Source organism: Tsukamurella pseudospumae (assembly GCF_001575195.1).
Classification (GTDB): Bacteria; Actinomycetota; Actinomycetes; order Mycobacteriales; family Mycobacteriaceae; genus Tsukamurella; species Tsukamurella pseudospumae.
On the sequence record NZ_LSRF01000058.1, the window covers coordinates 841023 to 858575 of the forward strand.

Genomic DNA, 17553 nt, shown 5'->3' on the forward strand with positions numbered 1-17553 from the left:
CCGCGGCACGGTGAGTTGTGGCAACGTCGAGGGATGGCGGAGAAGCGGGCGGGCACCGGCACCCGGGAGAACGTGATCCTGGTGCACTGGCACGACCTGGGTCGCCACCTCACCTGCTACGGCGCCGAGGGCGTGGTCAGCCCGAACCTGGACCGGCTCGCGGCCGAGGGCATCCGGTTCACCGACGCGCACGCGACGGCACCGCTCTGCTCGCCCGCGCGCGGCTCGCTGTTCACGGGCCTGCACCCGCACCGCAACGGCCTCGTCGGGCTGGCGCACCACGGCTTCGAGTACCGCGACCACGTGCGCACCCTGCCGGCGCTGCTCGGCGAGGCGGGCTACCGCAGTGCCCTGTTCGGCATGCAGCACGAGAGTGCGGACCCGACCCGGCTCGGCTTCGACACCGCCGACGTCTCGGACTCCCTGTGCGACTACGTGGTCACGCAGTCGCAGGAGTGGCTGGCCGACGCCGCCACGCGCGACGAGCCCTTCTTCCTCACCGCGGGCTTCTTCGAGACGCACCGCCCGTACCCCGCCGACCAGTACGCGCCGGCCGACCCGAACGCGATCGGCGTGCCCGGCTTCCTGCCCGACACCGCGCAGGTGCGCGAGGACCTCGCCGGGCTGCACGGCAGCATCACGCAGGCCGACGCCGCGGTCGGGCGACTGCTCGGCACCGTCGACGAGTTGGGGCTGGCCGAGAGCACCTGGATCCTCTTCATCACGGACCACGGCCTCGCCTTCCCGCGCGCGAAGTCCACGCTGTACGGCGAGGGCACCGGCGTCGCGTTCATCGCGCGCCCGCCCCGCGCCCTCGGTCTCGCGCCGCGCGTCTACGACGACCTGTTCTCGGGCGTCGACCTGACCCCGACGGTGCTCGACCTGCTGGGCCTGCCCCTACCGGAGGACGTCGACGGTGAGACCCACGCGGCCGAGCTCCTGGAGCCGACGGGCGAGCAGGTGCGCGCCGGGCTGTTCACGCAGAAGACCTATCACGACGCCTACGACCCGATCCGCGCCGTGCGCACCAAGCAATTCAGCTACATCGAGAACTACGCCGAGCGGCCCGCGCTGCTGCTGCCGCTCGACATCGCGGACAGTTCCTCCGCCGCCTCGCTGGACCCGTACGAGACCGCCGCGCCGCGGCCCCGTCGGGAGCTGTACGACCTGGTCGTGGACCCGTACGAGCGGCGCAACGTGGTCGACGAGCCCGCGTACCAGTGGGTGGCGCGCCGTCTCGCCGGCGTCCTCGCGAATTGGCGCGAGGAGACCGGCGACGTGCTGCCCTCCGAGGCCGAGGGCACCGCGATCGCCGAGGCCTTCATGGCCGCCTTCTTCGCCGGCCGGGCCGAGCCCGACGCCGACGAGACGCCGCTGCCCTCGCGTCGCCCGCAGGGCGAGCGCCGCGAACTGGTCCCGCGCGAGTCGGCCGCTCGCGAGTCGGCCGAGCGGGTCCGTGCCGGCGCCGCGAACGCCTGACCTACACCCGCACCTGCCGGAACTCCGGCGCGACCTCCGCGATCCGCTCGTAGTCGCTGTCGCGATGCACCACGATCGCGCCGTGCTGGATGGCGATCGCGGCGATCATCGTGTCAACGGGTCCAGCAGCCCGAACCTTGCCTGAAATCCACAGCCTGCGCTGCAGATCCAGTGCGAGGGGGTGAGTCCGATCATTCGGGTGAAGAACCTCCAGCAACGACCATCGTGCGTGGTACTCCTTGTCCCACTCCCGCGGTGACCGCGCGGAGAACAGGGCCTCGAGCACCTGTGGTGTGCACGCGGCGAGGAAGTGGCCGCGCTGCGTGAAGCGCACGACCGACTCGACCGGAACTTCGCCGGTAGGGATCCGTGCGATAACGGAGTTGTCGAGCAGGCACGGCGTCAGCAATGCGCCTTCGAGTGTCGCCGTCATCGGCGTGCCTCCTTGCGGAATTCCGGATCCAGGAGGGCGACGTACGGCGAGTCGTCGTCGTTGGCGAGGCCGTAGAGCATCTTGCGCTGCAGCGTCTGCATCAGCGCGAGCTCGACGAGGCTCACGACCATGTCCTGATTGGATGCGTAGCCCAGCTCCTCGCGGGCCCTGTCGAACAGCCCCTCAGGGGCGCGGAGTGACGTCATCTTGAGCGGAGCCTCCTGGAACTCGGGCAGGTGAATCTCCATCGCCCTCACCTCCGTCTATATCGGATTTGTCAGATCAGTATATCGGAATCGGACACGGTGCGGAATCCGATGTTGCCCGCCGTCGAGCTCGGGGTGTTGTGGCTGCGGGCCGCCGTGCGGTAGCGGTAGCAGTAGGAGTCGTGGCACAGGTGGCTGCCGCCGCGCAGCACCCGGGCGGTGCCGCGGTCGGGCCCCGTCGGCGAGACCTCCGGTGCCGCACGGTAGTAGCGCGCCGAGAAGCGGTCGGCGCACCACTCCCACACGTTCCCCACCGCCTGGTACAGGCCGTAGCCGTTCGGCGAGTACGAGCGCGCCGCGACGGTGCCGACGGCCCCGTCGGACTCGGGGAATGCCCCGACGAAGACGTTGCAGTCCCGGCCGGTCACCGGGTGCTCGTCGCCCCACGGGTAGCGCGCGCCGTCGAGCCCGCCGCGGGCCGCGTACTCCCACTGCGCCTCGGTCGGCAGGGCGCGACCGGTCCATGCGCAGTACGCGAGGGCGTCCGCGTACGAGACGTGCACGACCGGATGGTCGTCCAGGGCGACGGTGCCGGGCCCGCCCGGCGCGCGGAACGTCGCGCCCGGCACCGTCAGCCACCACGGCGTGCCCGGGACCGGCGCCCCGGCCGACGGGTCCGCTGCGCTCGCGCGGAAGACGGCCGACGCGCCGAACCGCTCGGCATCGGTCACGTACCCGGTCGCGTCGGCGAAGGCCGCGAACGCGGCGACGGTCACCGTCGTCGCGTCGATCGCGAAGCCCGGCAGCACGACCCGGTGCACGGGGACCTCGCCGTCGGCGCGGTAGCCGTCGCCGTGCGCGTCGCCCATGCCGAACGCGCCGGCGGGGACGCCGGCCTGGGGGATCGGGTGCGTGCCGCCGCCCGGCACCGCGCCGGCGTGCGGCGGCAGGTCCGGGCCTTCAGGCGCGCAGCAGGTCACTCGTCGAGTATCCCGCGTTCGGTGAGCAGCGCGATCACCCGCTGGGCGAGCTCGTCGGTGTCGGCGCCGGTGGTGTCGAAGCGCAGGTCGGGGTCCTCGGGCTTCTCGTACGGTCCGTCGACGCCGGTGAGACCGCGCAGCTCGCCGCGGTCCGCGCGGGCGTACAGGCCCTTCGGGTCGCGCTTGCGGCACTCGCTGACCGGCGTCGAGACGTGCACCTCGAGGAAGTCGATGTCGGCCGCCAGGTTCAGCTCCCGGGCGATGTCGCGATCGGAGCGCAGCGGCGAGACGAGGGACGCGATCGAGATCACGCCCGCGTCGGCGAACAGGCGCGTCAGGTGCCCCACGCGGCGGATGTTCTCGGCCCGGTCGCCGGGGGAGAAGCCCAGGTCGTCGGAGATGCCGTGGCGGATGTTGTCGCCGTCGATGAGGTAGGCGACCCGGCCCCGCGAGACCAGCGCCCGCTCCAGGGCGACCGCCACCGTCGACTTGCCGGACGCGGGGAGGCCCGTGAACCACACCGTCGCGCCGCGCTGGCCGGTGCGGGCCCAGCGTTCGGTGCGGCCCAGCGAGCTGGGGTGCCAGCGGATGTCGTTGCGGATCGCCTGCCCGGGGATCACCTCGCGGGCGACCGCGATCGTGCCCGCGCCGACGGTGTCGTTGCTCGCCTCGTCGATGAGGATCAGCGCGCCCGTGTCCCGGTTCTGCGCGTACGGGTCGGCCACCACGACCGACGAGGTCCGCAGGGTGACGGTCCCGATGTCGTTCAGCGCCAGCTCGCTCGGCCCCACCTGCTCGATGAGCGTCTCGGGGTCGAGGCGCCGTTCCAGGGACTGGACCGTCGCGCGGACCGTCGCGGTGGCGTGCTTGAGCGCGACGCGGTCCCCGGCGCGCAAGGGCTTCTCGGCCAGCCAGCAGACGGTGACCTCCAGCTCGCGCGCGTTCACCGGCAGGTGCGCGCCCTCGGCACCGGAGACCAGGACGTCGCCGCGGCCCACGTCGATGTCGTCGGCCAGCTCGACGGACACCGACAGTGGAGCGACGGCCGTCGCGCGGTCGTCATCGAGCGTGTCGAGCGCGGTCACCGTCGACCTGCTCCCGGACGGCAGGACCAGCACCTCGTCGCCCACGGTCAGCGTGCCGGCGGCGACGCGCCCGGCGTACCGTCGGCGCCGCTCGGCCGTGGGGCGGGAGACCCACTGCACCGGGAGGCGCAGTTCCGTCGCGACCGCCGACGGTGCCCGCAGGGGCACGGTCTCGAGGTGTTCGAGGAGCGTGGGCCCGTCGTACCAGGGGGTGTGCTCGGAGCGATGCACCACGTTGTCGCCGAGCTTGGCGGCCAGCGGGATCGCGGGGATCGCGTCCAGGCCGAGCCGGACCGCGAGCTCGGCGAGCTCCGCCTCGACCTCCGCGAACCGCTCCGCGGAGAAGTCGACGAGGTCGATCTTGTTCACCGCGGCGATGACGTGCGGCACGCCGAGGAGCGTCGCGATGCGCGCGTGCCGGCGGGTCTGGCGCAGCACCCCCTTGCGGGCGTTCACCAGCAGGATCGCGACGTGCGCGTTGGAGGCGCCGGTGAACATGTTGCGGGTGTAGCGCTCGTGGCCGGGGGTGTCGGCGAGCACGTAGCTGCGCGACTCGGTGGAGAAGAACCGGTACGCGACGTCGATGGTGATGCCCTGCTCGCGCTCGGCGCGCAGGCCGTCGGACAGCGCCGCGAGGTCCACCTCGTCGCCGTCGGTCACGGCGTCCAGGTGGTCGGTGGGCAGGCTGCCGGTGTCGTGCAGCAGGCGGCCGATGAGCGTCGACTTGCCGTCGTCGACGGACCCTGCGGTGGCGAGGCGCAACAGCTGGCGCGTGGTCGGTGGTGCCAGTACGTCCGTCATCAGAAGTACCCCGCAGCGGTGTCCGCGACCGATCCGGTGGCGGGGTTCGGAACGCGATTCATCAGAAATAGCCCTCTTTCTTCCGGTCCTCCATGGCCGCGGCCGACGTTCGGTCGTCGGCGCGGGTCTCGCCCCGCTCCGAGACCGTGGCGGCGGAGATCTCCGCGATCACGTCGTGGATCTCGGTGGCGCGGCTGCGGACCGCGCCGGTGATGGTCAGGTCGCCCACGGTGCGGTAGCGCACCCACTCCCGGTTCACTGTCTCGCCGGCGCGCGGCTGCGTGAACTCCGAGACGGCCAGCAGGATCCCGTCGCGCTCGAAGACCTCGCGCTCGCTCGCGTAGTAGATCGGCGGCAACTCGAGGCCCTCGAGCTCGATGTAGCGCCAGATGTCGAGCTCGGTCCAGTTGGACAGGGGGAACACCCGGACGGACTCGCCGCGGCGGATGCGGCCGTTGTAGAGCGACCAGGGCTCGGGGCGCTGCGCCCGCGGGTCCCACTGGCCGAACTCGTTGCGGAAGCTGAACACCCGCTCCTTCGCGCGGGCCCGCTCCTCGTCGCGCCGGGCGCCGCCGAACGCGGCGTCGAAGTTCCCGGCCTCCAGCGCGTCCAGCAGGGTGCGGGTCTGCAGCCGGTTCCGAGAGCCGGAGGACTCCGTCGACTCGGCGACCCGACCCGCGTCGATCGACTCCTGCACCGAGGCGACGATGAGCTCGATCCCGTCGGGGTTCTCCGCGGTCGGAGCGACGCGGCGCCCGCGGAAGTCGATCACCTCGGGGAAGTTGTGGCCCGTGTCCACGTGCAGGATCGGGAAGGGCAGCGGCGAGGGCCGGAAGGCCTTCTCCGCCAGACGGAGCAGCACGATGGAGTCCTTGCCGCCCGAGAACAGAAGCACCGGTCGCTCCAGCTCGGCGGCCACCTCGCGGATGATGTGCACCGCCTCGGCCTCGAGGACGCGCAGCTCGTCGACGGCGGCGATCGGTTCGGGTGTCGCGGTGCTCATAGGGGGTATCCGTTCTCGGCGGCGTCGGCGCGGTAGCGCTCCGCCCACTCCTTGGAGCGGTCGTTGGACTGGGGTTTGAGCGGCGGCGGGGGAGCGAGCTGCGGGTCCTGCCCGAGCGCGTCCAGCATGCGCGCCGTCGTCTTCTGCGGGTCGGCGGTGAGCTCGTGGAAGTCGATCTCGAGCGGGGTGATGCCCTCGAACGCGAACCACGCCCGCCACGACCGCTCCTGCTCGCGCAGGATCCCGGCGAGGTGGGCGATCCCGTCGGCGCGGTACACGGCGCGCTCGTCGCGCTCGCGGTCGTGATCGGGGTCGTCGCGCCACACCCGGGTCTGGACGGCGCGCCACATCGAGACGGCCTGGGCGACCACGTCGGGCCGGTGGACGTGCACGTAGAGGGGGTCGGCACCGTCGAACAGCGAGCGGATGGCCGTCCGCACCGAGCCCGACGCGGTGCGGGTGCGGGTCACGAGGACGGGCGTCTGGTTCCACATGAGCTTGCCGCCCCACACGCCGTTGGGCGTCCGGCCCTCGCGCAGCACGTCGGCGCGCCACTGTGCGGGGCCGCGCGGGTCGACGGTGCCGGGATCGATCGGGTCGAGGAGGTCGAGCAGCGACGCATCGTCGACGCCGGCGAACCACTCGCGCGGCTGCGGCGACAGCGACGAAGACGGGTAGTACTGGAAGAACTCCTGCGGCCGCCCGGCGACGCCGGTGGCCGCGAGCGACTCCACGAGGAGGGTGCTCCCGCTGCGCTGGCTGGCGCACACGAGATAGTCGTCAGGGCTGGGCATGCCCGCCAGTCTGGCGCAGAAAGGCCTTCCGACCTGGGGTTCGATGGCACCGTGAACGTGATCCTTGACGGATCGCAGCCGGTGTGGTGCGTTCGCTACAGGGCGTCGATGCCGGCCAGGAGCAGGTCGAGCCCGGCGAGGAACTGGGCGCGGTCGTCGTGGTCGGCCATGGTCGCGGCGATGCGGCGCAGGTACGGGAACTCGTCGGGATCCAGCTGCCCGATGCGGGCCGCGACGCCGCCGAGCAGCTCCTCGCGGCTGGGCCCGCTGCGGGCGAGGTCCGAGCGCGCGTTGGCGGCGTTCTGGGCCGCCGAGCCGAGCACGTAGCCGACGATCGCGGTGGCGGCGTCGAACAGCGCGTCCTCCGGCGGGCCCATCGCCAGAACGGCGCCGCCGATCCGCTCGCTCAGCAGCAGGTTCGCCGGCCGACCCGGATCGGCCATCACCTGGGTGGCCAGCCACGGGTGCGCGTCGATCGTGTCGAACAGGGTGAGTGCGAGGCCGCGGATCGTCTCGCGGGGGTCACGGCCGCCCGCGGGCGCGGCGAGGATCGGCCGCAGGACGGCGTCGGTCGCGGCGGCGAGGAGCTCGTCCTTGCCGGCGATGTGGTGGTAGATCGCCCCGCTGCCCGTGTTCAGGGCGCCGCCGAGGGCGCGGAAGGTCAGCGCGTCGGCGCCGCTGTCGTCGAGCAGGTCGATCGCGGCGTCGACGATGCGGTCGCGGGAGAGGGCGTCGGTGCGGCGGCTGCGGGGTGGCACGCCTCCATCTTGACATGAGTGGAACGATGTTCCAAGCTCGTATGGAACGTTGTTCCAATGAAAGGGGAGCACCATGCAGACACCCATCACGATCATCGGTGCCGGACTCGGCGGCCTCGCCCTGGCCCGCGTCCTGCACGTCCACGGCATCGACGCCGTGATCTACGAGGCCGAGCCGACGCCCATGTCGCGCACGCAGGGCGGCCAGCTCGACATCCACGAGGCCGACGGCCAGGCCGCGATCGAGGCGGCCGGGCTGACCGCGCAGTTCCGCGCGCTGATCCACGAGGGCGGCGAGGCGACCCGGGCCCTCGGCCGCGACGGCACCGTCCTCCTCGACCTCCCCGACGACGGCGACGGCGGCCGGCCCGAGGTCCTCCGCGGAGAGCTGCGACAGCTGCTCATCGATTCCCTACCGGCCGACGCCATCCGCTGGGGCGCCAAGGTCGTCGCGGTGCGCGCGCTCGGCGGCGGTCGGCACGAGCTCACCTTCGCCGACGGGGCCACCGTCGCGACCGAGCTGCTGGTGGGCGCCGACGGGGCCTGGTCCAAGGTCCGGCCGCTGCTCACCGACGCGAAGCCCACCTACTACGGCACCACCTACGTCGAGACCTACCTGCACGACGTCGGGCGCCGCCACCCGGGCATCGCCGAACTGGTGGGGGAGGGCGCGATGTTCGCCCTCGCGCCGGGTCGCGGGATCAGTACCCACGCGGAGGCGGGCGGCATCGTCCACACCTACGCGCAGCTGCACGTCCCCGAGGATTGGGCCGACGGGATCGAGTGGACGGGCACGTCGGCCGTCGGCGCCGTGCTCGCGGAGTATCCGGGCTGGTCCGACGCGCTGACCCGCCTGGTCAGTGAATCGGACACGCCGCCCGTGCCGCGGAAGCTGTACACCCTGCCGGTCGGGATCCGCTGGGACCGCGTCCCGGGCGTCACGCTGGTCGGCGACGCCGCCCACGTCAGCCCGCCGGCCGGCGAGGGCGCCAACATCGCGCTGTTCGACGGTGCCGAACTCGCCCGGCACATCGTCGAGAATCCCGGAGACCGCGACATCGCGCTCACCGCGTACGAGCGGGAGATGTTCGAGCGCGCCGCGGCCTCCGCGGCGTCCGCGGACGAGATGGCCACCATGATGCTCGGCGACGACGCACCGAACAGCCTGCTGGACTTCTTCGCAGGGGTCGGCCGGGGCTGACCGCGGACCGTCGGACTAGCGGCCCAGCGGGCCCCGGCCCAGACGGAGGAGGAGCATGGCGAGGGTGTGCCCCTCGCGGCCGAGCTCGGAGAACCGCTCGAGCACCTTCATCTCCCGCGAGTGCACCAGGCGCGTGCCGCCCGACGCCATACGTGTGCGGCCGATGATCTGCGAGACCTCGCTGCGGCGCTTCACCGCGGCCAGGATCTCCGCGTCGAGGCGGTCGATCTCCTCGCGGAGGGCCTGGATCTCCTCTTCGGCGAGCGGCGTCTCGGCGCCGGTGTCGTCCGGTGTGCTCATGGGTTCAAGTTTTCCACAGGCGCGGGACCTACGATCACACACCGTGCACCGTCCCACCCGGCTCCCCGCTCCGCAGCGCCTGCTGTGGGTCGGCGCGGCGGTGCTCATCGCGGTGTCGCTCGCGGTCCGCGCGTACGTGCTCGCGCGGGGGAACTTCTACTGGGACGATGTCGCCTTCATCGGCCGGGCGTCGCGACCGCTGACCGACCTGAGCGCCTGGTTCGTCGACTACGACGGCCATTTCATGCCGGGCACCCTGTTCGCCGCCGCCGTCCTGACCAAGGTCGCGCCGCTGAGCTGGCCGGCAGCGGCGACATCACTCCTGGTCCTGCAGTTGCTGGCATCGCTGGCGACCCTGCGGGCGCTGGTCGTGGTCGCCGGGCGTCGGCCGGTGGTGCTGGTCCCGTTCGTGTTCTTCCTGTTCAGTCCGCTCACGCTGACGGCGATGGCGTGGTGGGCGTCGGGCCTCAACGCACTGCCGCTGCAGATCGGGCTGGCGGTGGTGGTCGCCGAGACGGTGCGCTACCTGCGCGGCCGCCGGCGGTCCGGGGTCTACGCGGTGCTCGCGTTGGTGCTCTCGCTGCTGTTCTTCGAGAAGGCGCTGGTCATCCCGTTCGTCGCGCTCGCGACCGCCTGCCTGTTGCCCTACCTGCGGGGGCACCGTCGGCCCGTGCGGACGGTGCTGCGGCGCGGTCGGTGGTTGTGGGGCGCGTTCGCGGTCGTCGTCACCGCGTGGATCGTGCTGTGGCTGACCGTCACGGCCTCGCGGCCCGGCACCCACACCGTCGGGTTCACGGCCCGGACCTTGTGGCGGTCGGTGAACGCCGTGATCGCGCCCGCCGCGGTCGGCGGGCCGTGGACGTGGACGCGCACCAACCCCGGGCCGCCCATCGTGGTGACGGGTGTGGTGCTCACCGTGTTCGGGCTGCTCGCGATCGCAGGGATCGTGCTGGTCACGCGGTTGCGCGCGCCGCGGGGGCTCGTCGCCTGGGGCGCTGCGGTGCTGTACTTCCTGGGCGTGTCCTCGACGGTGTTCTTCCTGCGCAGCTCCGAGTACACGTCGCCGCTGCTGCCTCTGTCCCTGCGGTACTTCGCGGACTTCGCCTGGGTGCTCACGCTCGCGGGCGCGCTGGTGCTGCGTCGTGAATCCGGCCGATTCCGGGGTCGGGACGCCGGATTCGGCCTCGTGATGTCGAAAACCGCCGGGTTCACGAGGGACCGCCGACTGTGGATCGCCGTCGTGGTGGTGTTCGCGCTCAGCTCCACCGTCTCCGCCGTCCGCTTCGCCCCGGTCTGGCGCGACAATCCGACCGGCCCCTACCTGCGGGAACTGCGCGCGGGCTCCGCGGAGTACGCGGGACGAGAGGTGCTCGACCAGGAGGTCTACGGCGATGTCCTGAGCCCGCTGTCGGGCCCGAACAACCGGCTCTCGCGGATCCTCGCCACCCAGCCCGCGCACCCTCGGTTCGCCGACCACGCGGACGAGGCCACCGTCGTCGACCGGTCGGGACGGTTCCAGCCCGGCCGCGTCACGCGGGTCCGCAGTCTGCCGCTCGGGCCGTTCCCGTGCGGCACCCGCGTCGACGACGGTGCCTCCGCGACCCTCGCCTTCGAGGGGCCGCTGGCGTTCTGGGACTGGGTCGTGGAGCTCAACTACCTCGCGTCGTCCGACGGTGTCGTCGTGCTGCAGCAGCAGCGCGGAGCCAGGCCCGTCCGCGTACCGCTGCGCAAGGGAGCGCACACCGTCTACGCCCGGGTCACGGGGACGGGGGACGGGCTCGCCGCCCGCGCGGAGACGCCCGGTCTGGTCGTCTGCGTCGGCAGCGGGCCGATCGGTCTGCTCGTCCCGGCGTCCATGCCGGACGCGGCGCCTCGCTGACCTGCGAACACTCTGACCTGCGAATATTCAACACTGTGGGTTTCATGCATGCGACACATCGACGTTAGATGTCGCAAAGATTCTGAAATCGGGCTTAAAACCCACGATGTGGACGATATGGTGCCCACGTCCGATCGCCAGTGATCGGCATCACTCCAGTCGAAGGGTGTTGCTTCCATGCACGCTGCCGTCCGCCGTTCCGTTCCACGCCGTTACGTCGGCGCCTCCCTGGCCATCGTCACCGCCGCCGCGGTCGCGGTCGCGCCCATGACCGCCTCGGTGGGCGCGGTCACCGCTCCCGCGTCGACGATCTTCGTCAACCCCGCCACGCTCGTGAACCTGCAGACGCAGGTCGCCGGCTCCGCCGCCGCGTTCCTGCCGCGTGTCTCCGTGCCGGGCGTCACCGCTGCCGCCGCGGCCCCGTCGTGGGGTTGGGGCGACGTCGAGTTCCTCTCGAAGACGCTGCAGGACGCGCTGAAGGCGACCTTCGAATCCGCGTCGGGCACCGGCGATTACGCAGGTGCGGGCTTCCCGAAGGCGCTGCAGACGGCGCTCGACGCGATCTCGAAGGGCAGCCTGTCGGGGGCGTACAGCCCGATCGGCGGCCAGCTCGAGTCGACCCTGTTCATCGCTCTGATGAGCGCGATGTTCCCGATCGCCGATCAGTTCAACCCCAAGCTGGGGAAGATCGGCGCGGCGCTCGACGCGGCACTCAACGACGGCAGCATGATCGCCCTCGGCCAGGCCGCGCTCGGGCTCCCGCTGCGACTGCCCACCGAACTGCTCAAGGCCGGCGAAGCCATCGCCAAGGCCGTGATGACCGGTGACGTCTCCAAGGTCGGCGCGGCGGTCGGTGCCGGTATTAACAACGTGGGCAAGTTCCTCGAGACCTATGTGACCAACGGTTCGACGGGCCTGCTTCCGAACCTGGTCAAGGTGGGCAGCACACTGCTCGGCGCGGTGATCCCGTCGGTGCCCGCCGCCTCCCCGGCCAAGGTCGACGCGCTCGCCGCCCAGGCGGCGGTGGCGGCTGCGCCGGCGCTCGGGATGCCGGACTTCCAGACGCTGTTCGCCGCGTGGAAGGACGGCTACGAGATGCTCGTCTCGAGCATCAAGGGTGATCAGTGGACGCCCGGCGTCGTGAAGACGATCACCGACGCGCTCGCCAAGATCGGCAAGGGGGACGCCGCCGGCGCGATCGGAGACGTCGCCGACAAGGCGAAGGCGCTGTCGATCATCGTCATGCTGGGCGGTGTCCTGCCGGTCACGGACCTGATCAACCCCTACCTCGGTCCGATCGGCACCGGTCTCACGAACTCCCAGGCCGATTTCATCGGCCTCGGAAACTCGGCTCTGGCAGTGCTCTTCGACACTCCGGGCAAGGTGGTGGGGGGCGGCCAGAACCTGGTGACCGCGCTGCTGTCCGGCGATCCTTCGAAGGCGCTCACCGGACTGACGACGGACATCGGCGCGCTGACGACCTTCCTCAACGATCGTCTGTTCGTCGCTAAGGACAACCCGTTCGACAACGCGCTCTTCCCGGGGCTCGCGAACATCGGGAAGAACATCTTCGACGCCTTCGGGCCCGCGAAGCCTGCGGCGGACGCGGCGAAGCCCGCGGCCGGCGACGTGCCGGTGACCGCGATCGCGGCGACCGTCGCGGACGAGATCGCGCCCACGCCGACGCAGGAGGCGCCGGTCACCGTCGTCGACGGGGTTGATGAGGTCGCCGCTGCGCCGGCGCCGGTGGTCGAGCCCGCCGCGCCCGTCGAGTCCGCGGCGCCCGTCGAGACGGCGCCCGGGGTCCCGGCTGAGACGGCGCCCGAGGCGCCCGCGGAGTCGGGTGGCGATACGCCCGCCGTTCCGGACGCGGCACCGTCGGAGCCGGTCGAGACGCCGGCGGCGGAAGCCTCCGCGGGAGATCCGGCGGATGCGGGTGCCGCCGGGGCAGCGTCGGAGGTCTCCGCCGGCGCGTGATTCGCTGCGCGAACCGCTCCCCAGTGCACGCCCGCGGAACTACCGGCCGCGGAGCCACCTGGGGGCGGTTTCGTTTCTGACCGAGAGAAAATACCCTCTGAACTGGTGGGTTCAGAAACATGCAGACAGCATTGAGACAGATGGACGTATGGTGTCGCAAAGCTTCTTCGAATCGAGTCCGAAAATCCACGGCGTGGGCGTATGTTCCGTTCGTCCGGTTCTTGTGTGATCCGGCTCACTCCAGTCGAAGGGTGTTTCTCCATGCTTTCTGCAGATACTCGGGCTCCCCACCGGCGTTATGCCGCTCCCGCCGTCGCGATCGCCGCGGCGGCTGCCGTCGCGGTGGCTCCGATCGCCACGTCGGCCGGGGCGGTGACGGCGCCATCGCTCCCGCCGATCGTCGCCGACCTCGGCGGCGCAGCCAGCGCCGTCGCGAACTGGGCCACGTCGATGGGTCTGACGTTCGTCACCGACCCGGTCACCGGCCTGACGAAGCTGGTGCAGGATCAGCTCGGCAACGCGGGTGTGATCGCCGGCGCGGCCGGCGACGCGGGCAAGGCCTTCTTCGGCTACCTCGACGACTACCTGCTGGAAAACCTTCAGAGCATCCAGAAGGACCTGGCCGCAGGGAATCTCGGGAACGCCTGGACGACTCTCGCCACGACCGTCACCGGCGCGATCCTTACTCCCGCCATCGGATTCCTTCCGGTCATGGACCACTTCGGTGAACAGCTCGGACCGATCGGCAACGGCCTGAAGGCGGCACTGACGCCGCTCATCGGCCTCGCATTCGGCCCTCTCCAAGCCGGTGTCGAGGTGCCGGCGCTCCTCGCCGACGGCGTCACCGCCGCGCTCAAGGCGCTGAGCACCGGCGGTCCCGCAGCGGCGTTGACCTCCCTCTTCGCCACGGCCTCCACGGTGAACGGGAAGGCGATCGAGGCGTTGTTCGGCGACTTCGGTGCGATCCCGAGCCTGGTCAACATGATTCCGACGATCCTCGGCGGCATCGCCGGTTCCGACTGGGCCAACGCGGGTCCGTTCACCCTGCCGACCGGCAACAAGGTCACGTTCACCGCGGCATCCGCGTCCACCCTCGCGGCGTCGCCGACCGCGCTTCCCGATTTCGGTGCGATCGGCGGGATCTGGACGGACACACTGACCCGGATCGCCACAGGCCTCGCCGGACCGGACGGCCTGCAGCGGGTTCTCAGCACACTGCTCACCGGGGTGCCGAGCGGGGACTGGTCGAAGTCGTACGAGGTCATCCACGGCATCCTGGCCGCGCCGCTCCTCGAACTCGGAGGTGCGGTCCTGCAGACCGGCGATCTGATCAATCCGTTCCTCGGTCCGCTCGGCAAGGCGCTCGACGGTGCGTCGGAGCCGTTGCTGTACCTGACGCTCGGCCTGTACAACTCCACTCGCATGCTGCCGTCGACTGCGTTCGCCGGCCTCGAGAACGTGGTGAAGGCGCTCGCGACGGGTGATCCCGTCGCGGCGATCAACGCCGCGGTGGCGGGCCTGGGGAACACGCTCACCGCCGGTAACGACGCGCTGTTCTCCGAGAATCCGTTCACCATCGGGCTGCTCCCCGGATTGCTGGGCGTCGGGACGGGGCTGATCGATGGCCTGACCGGCAAGACCTCGGAGCCGCAGGGCGGTGCAACGCTGGCGGATACGAAGTCGCGCCCCGCACTCGATGTGGTCACGGAGGCGTCCGACGAGTCCGCACCGGAGTCGAGTGATTCGTCCACGGTCGAGTCGCCGGCCGCTGAGGCTCCGGCGGCCGAGGTGCCTACCGACGTGGCACCGTCGACCGAGGTGCCCGCCTCGGAGACTCCGTCCGGTGAAGCGCCTGCCGACGAAGCGCCCGCCGGAGACGCACCCGCTGTGACCGACCCCGCGGAGGAGGCGCCCGCCGAGCCCGCCACCGACTCCGCCGGGAACGAAGCCGCGGCTGATCCCGCGACCGACGCCTCCGACGACGCCGATGCGGAAACGGCCGATACCAGCGCCGCAGACACCGCCGCCGCGGCGGCCTGATCCCGCACCTGTTCCACCCGAGCGCACCCGGCACGCCGGGTGCGCTCGGGCGTTCCGGGTGCGCGGACGGCCCCACTCGGTGCACGCCACGGCGCCGCATGAATCGCCACGAACGGCGTGCGAAAACTTGTCACCCACCCCGGCTAGGCTGGACGGGAGATGAGTAACCCAGCACCGCAGCAGTCCGGACTCCGCCAGCGTCAGCCCTTCTCCCGCGAGAAAGCGCAGGTGAAGCGGCAGGAGCGCGGGCAGGAACTGCTGGAGGGGCTGAACCCGCAGCAGCGGGCGGCCGTCCTCCACGAGGGTTCGCCGCTGCTCATCGTCGCGGGCGCGGGCTCGGGGAAGACGGCCGTGCTCACCCGTCGCATCGCCTACCTGCTGGCGGCCCGCAACACGCAGCCGGGGCAGGTCCTGGCGATCACCTTCACCAACAAGGCCGCGGCGGAGATGCGCGAGCGCGTCGCCGGGCTCATCGGCCCCCGCGCGAAGATCATGTGGGTCTCCACGTTCCACTCCACCTGCGTGCGGATCCTGCGCGCCCAGGCCGGCTTGCTGGCGGGGATGAACTCCAACTTCTCCATCTACGACGCGGACGACTCCCGCCGGCTGCTCACCATGATCGTCAAGGACATGGGGCTGGACGCGAAGAAGTTCGCGCCGAGGGCGCTCGCCACGCACATCAGCAACCTCAAGAACGAGCTGATCGACCCGGAACAGGCGTCGGCGGACGCCGCGAAGACGGGGGAGCCCTTCGCGGTCACCGTCGCCGAGGTGTACGGCACGTACCAGTCCCGCCTGCGCGGCGCGAACGCCTTCGACTTCGACGATCTCATCGGGGAGACGGTGGCGCTGCTCCAGTCGCACCCGAACGTCGCGCAGTACTACCGCCGCCGGTTCCGGCACGTGATGGTCGACGAGTACCAGGACACCAACCACGCGCAGTACGTGCTGGTCCGCGAACTCGTGGGGCTGGAGACCGACGCGGATGGCGTGGAGCCCAGCGAGCTCTGCGTCGTGGGCGATGCGGACCAGTCGATCTACGCCTTCCGCGGCGCAACGATCCGCAACATCGAGGAGTTCGAGCGGGACTTCCCGAACGCCGAAACCATTCTGCTGGAACAGAACTATCGCTCCACGCAGACCATCCTGTCCGCGGCGAACGCCGTGATCTCCCGCAACGCGGGCCGCCGCGACAAGAAGCTGTGGACGGACCAGGGCGACGGGCAGCTCATCACGGGCTACGTCGCCGACAATGAGCACGACGAGGCGAGCTTCGTGGTCTCGGAGGTCGACGCGCTGGCGGATCAGGGCGTCAAGTACAGCGATGTGGCGGTCTTCTACCGCACCAACACCGCCGCTCGCGTGCTGGAAGAGGTGTTCATCCGCCACGGCGTGCCCTACAAGGTGGTCGGCGGTGTCCGGTTCTACGAGCGCAAGGAGGTCCGCGACCTCGTCGCCTACCTGCGTGCGATCGACAACCCGAACGACACCGTGAGTCTGCAGCGCATCGTCAACACTCCTCGCCGGGGCATCGGCGACCGTGCCGTGGCCTGCCTCACGGTGCACGCCGAGAACCGTGGGGGCACCTTCAGCGGAGCCATCGACGACGCGGTCGAGGGCACCGTCGCCATGCTGAACCCCCGCTCCCGCAACGCGATCGCGGCGTTCTCGGGCCTCATGGCCGATCTGCGCCGCACCGCCGCCGACGACGATCAGGACCTGGGTGACCTGCTCGACGCCGTCGTCGAGAAGACCGGATACCGGGCCGAGCTCGAGGGCTCGTCCGACCCGCAGGACGGTGCGCGCCTGGAGAACATCGAGGAGCTGATCAGCGTCGCGCGGGAGTTCTCCGCGCAGGACTTCACCGATGTGGTGGTCGACGAGGGTGCACCCGAGCCCGGCTCGCTGGCCGCGTTCCTCGAGCGGGTCTCGCTGGTCGCCGACGCCGACCAGGTTCCGGACAACGAGGCGGGCGTGGTCACGATGATGACGTTGCACACCGCCAAGGGACTCGAGTTCCCCGTCGTCTTCGTGACCGGCTGGGAGGACGGCCAGTTCCCGCACATGCGCGCCCTGGGCGACGAGGCGGAGCTCGCCGAGGAGCGTCGTCTCGCGTACGTGGGTATCACCCGCGCCCGCGAACGTCTCTACGTCAGCCGCGCCATGATCCGTTCCACCTGGGGTGATCCCATGCAGAACCCCGAGTCGCGGTTCCTCGCCGAGATCCCGCAGCACCTCATCGACTGGCGCCGCACGGAACCCAAGGGCGGCAACCGCTTCGGCGGTGCGCGGGGCGTGTTCGGGCAGGACCGTCAATCCTGGGGCGGGGGCACGTACGGCGGTCGAGGCGGGGCCCAGGGCGCCGACGGTGCCTGGAAGTCCAAGCGGGAGCCCAAGCCGGCGCGGCGTTCGAACAAGCTCAAGCTCACGGTGGGCGACAGGGTGCTGCACGACTCGTTCGGCATGGGCACCGTCACCCGGATCACGGCTCAGGGCAGCACGATGGAGCAGACGACCTTCGACTTCGGCTCGGCGGGCACGATGACGCTGATGTCGCACTTCGGCCTGCCGATGGAGAAGCTCTGACGGCGCGGTAGTGGGCCGCCGCCGCCCCTAC

The 17553-nt window shown here is 71.1% G+C and carries 14 protein-coding genes; 6 read left to right on the plus strand and 8 right to left on the minus strand.

The window, feature by feature from the left end:
- The first annotated feature begins 33 nt into the window (after positions 1 to 33).
- The gene (locus AXK60_RS22590; protein WP_068574720.1) at positions 34 to 1479 is read left to right on the plus strand and encodes a sulfatase family protein; all 1446 of its coding nucleotides are present in this window, start codon (positions 34 to 36) and stop codon (positions 1477 to 1479) included.
- Between the two features lies 1 nt (position 1480).
- On the opposite strand, the gene AXK60_RS22595 is transcribed toward AXK60_RS22590, so the two are convergent.
- From AXK60_RS22595 to AXK60_RS22625, 7 genes are all read right to left on the minus strand, one after another.
- A complete protein-coding gene (locus AXK60_RS22595) occupies positions 1481 to 1912 on the minus strand; it encodes a PIN domain-containing protein (protein ID WP_068574722.1) in 432 nt (143 codons plus the stop codon).
- Positions 1909 to 2160 (minus strand): hypothetical protein, encoded by a 252-nt coding sequence (locus AXK60_RS22600; protein ID WP_068574724.1) that lies wholly within the window; start codon positions 2158 to 2160, stop codon positions 1909 to 1911. Before AXK60_RS22600 ends, AXK60_RS22595 begins: the two co-directional genes overlap by 4 nt.
- A gap of 29 nt (positions 2161 to 2189) precedes the next feature.
- A complete protein-coding gene (locus AXK60_RS22605; RefSeq protein ID WP_082778198.1) occupies positions 2190 to 3098 on the minus strand; it encodes a formylglycine-generating enzyme family protein in 909 nt (302 codons plus the stop codon).
- On the minus strand, positions 3095 to 4984 hold the full coding sequence (gene cysC, locus AXK60_RS22610; RefSeq protein ID WP_068574726.1) for an adenylyl-sulfate kinase: 1890 nt from the start codon (positions 4982 to 4984) through the stop codon (positions 3095 to 3097). The genes AXK60_RS22605 and cysC overlap by 4 nt, the downstream gene beginning before the upstream one ends.
- Positions 4985 to 5045: 61 nt before the next feature.
- Complete coding sequence (cysD, locus tag AXK60_RS22615) at positions 5046 to 5987, minus strand: sulfate adenylyltransferase subunit CysD (RefSeq protein ID WP_068574728.1); 942 nt, start codon at positions 5985 to 5987, stop codon at positions 5046 to 5048.
- Positions 5984 to 6781, minus strand: a complete 798-nt coding sequence (stf0, locus tag AXK60_RS22620; protein WP_068574730.1) for a trehalose 2-sulfotransferase — start codon at positions 6779 to 6781, stop codon at positions 5984 to 5986. Before stf0 ends, cysD begins: the two co-directional genes overlap by 4 nt.
- Positions 6782 to 6876: 95 nt before the next feature.
- Positions 6877 to 7539 (minus strand): TetR/AcrR family transcriptional regulator, encoded by a 663-nt coding sequence (locus AXK60_RS22625; RefSeq protein WP_068574732.1) that lies wholly within the window; start codon positions 7537 to 7539, stop codon positions 6877 to 6879.
- Positions 7540 to 7612: 73 nt separating this feature from the next.
- Between AXK60_RS22625 and AXK60_RS22630 the strand changes: the two genes are divergently transcribed.
- Positions 7613 to 8740 (plus strand): FAD-dependent oxidoreductase, encoded by a 1128-nt coding sequence (locus AXK60_RS22630; RefSeq protein WP_068574734.1) that lies wholly within the window; start codon positions 7613 to 7615, stop codon positions 8738 to 8740.
- Between the two features lie 15 nt (positions 8741 to 8755).
- Here the strand turns inward: AXK60_RS22630 and AXK60_RS22635 are convergent, their stop codons facing one another.
- Positions 8756 to 9040, minus strand: coding sequence for a chorismate mutase (locus AXK60_RS22635; RefSeq protein ID WP_068574736.1), 285 nt, complete (start codon positions 9038 to 9040; stop codon positions 8756 to 8758).
- A gap of 43 nt (positions 9041 to 9083) precedes the next feature.
- Between AXK60_RS22635 and AXK60_RS22640 the strand changes: the two genes are divergently transcribed.
- The 4 genes from AXK60_RS22640 to pcrA all read left to right on the plus strand — a co-directional run bounded on the left by AXK60_RS22640 (position 9084) and on the right by pcrA (position 17522).
- On the plus strand, positions 9084 to 10919 hold the full coding sequence (locus AXK60_RS22640; protein ID WP_068574737.1) for a hypothetical protein: 1836 nt from the start codon (positions 9084 to 9086) through the stop codon (positions 10917 to 10919).
- A gap of 177 nt (positions 10920 to 11096) precedes the next feature.
- Positions 11097 to 12896: a hypothetical protein gene (locus AXK60_RS22645; RefSeq protein ID WP_068574739.1), complete on the plus strand. Its 1800-nt coding sequence runs from the start codon at positions 11097 to 11099 to the stop codon at positions 12894 to 12896.
- 261 nt (positions 12897 to 13157) lie between these two features.
- Entirely contained in the window at positions 13158 to 14936 is a 1779-nt protein-coding gene (locus AXK60_RS26645; RefSeq protein WP_139058085.1) for a hypothetical protein, read from the plus strand.
- Positions 14937 to 15095: 159 nt separating this feature from the next.
- Complete coding sequence (gene pcrA, locus AXK60_RS22655) at positions 15096 to 17522, plus strand: DNA helicase PcrA (RefSeq protein WP_082778200.1); 2427 nt, start codon at positions 15096 to 15098, stop codon at positions 17520 to 17522.
- Positions 17523 to 17553: the final 31 nt, after the last annotated feature.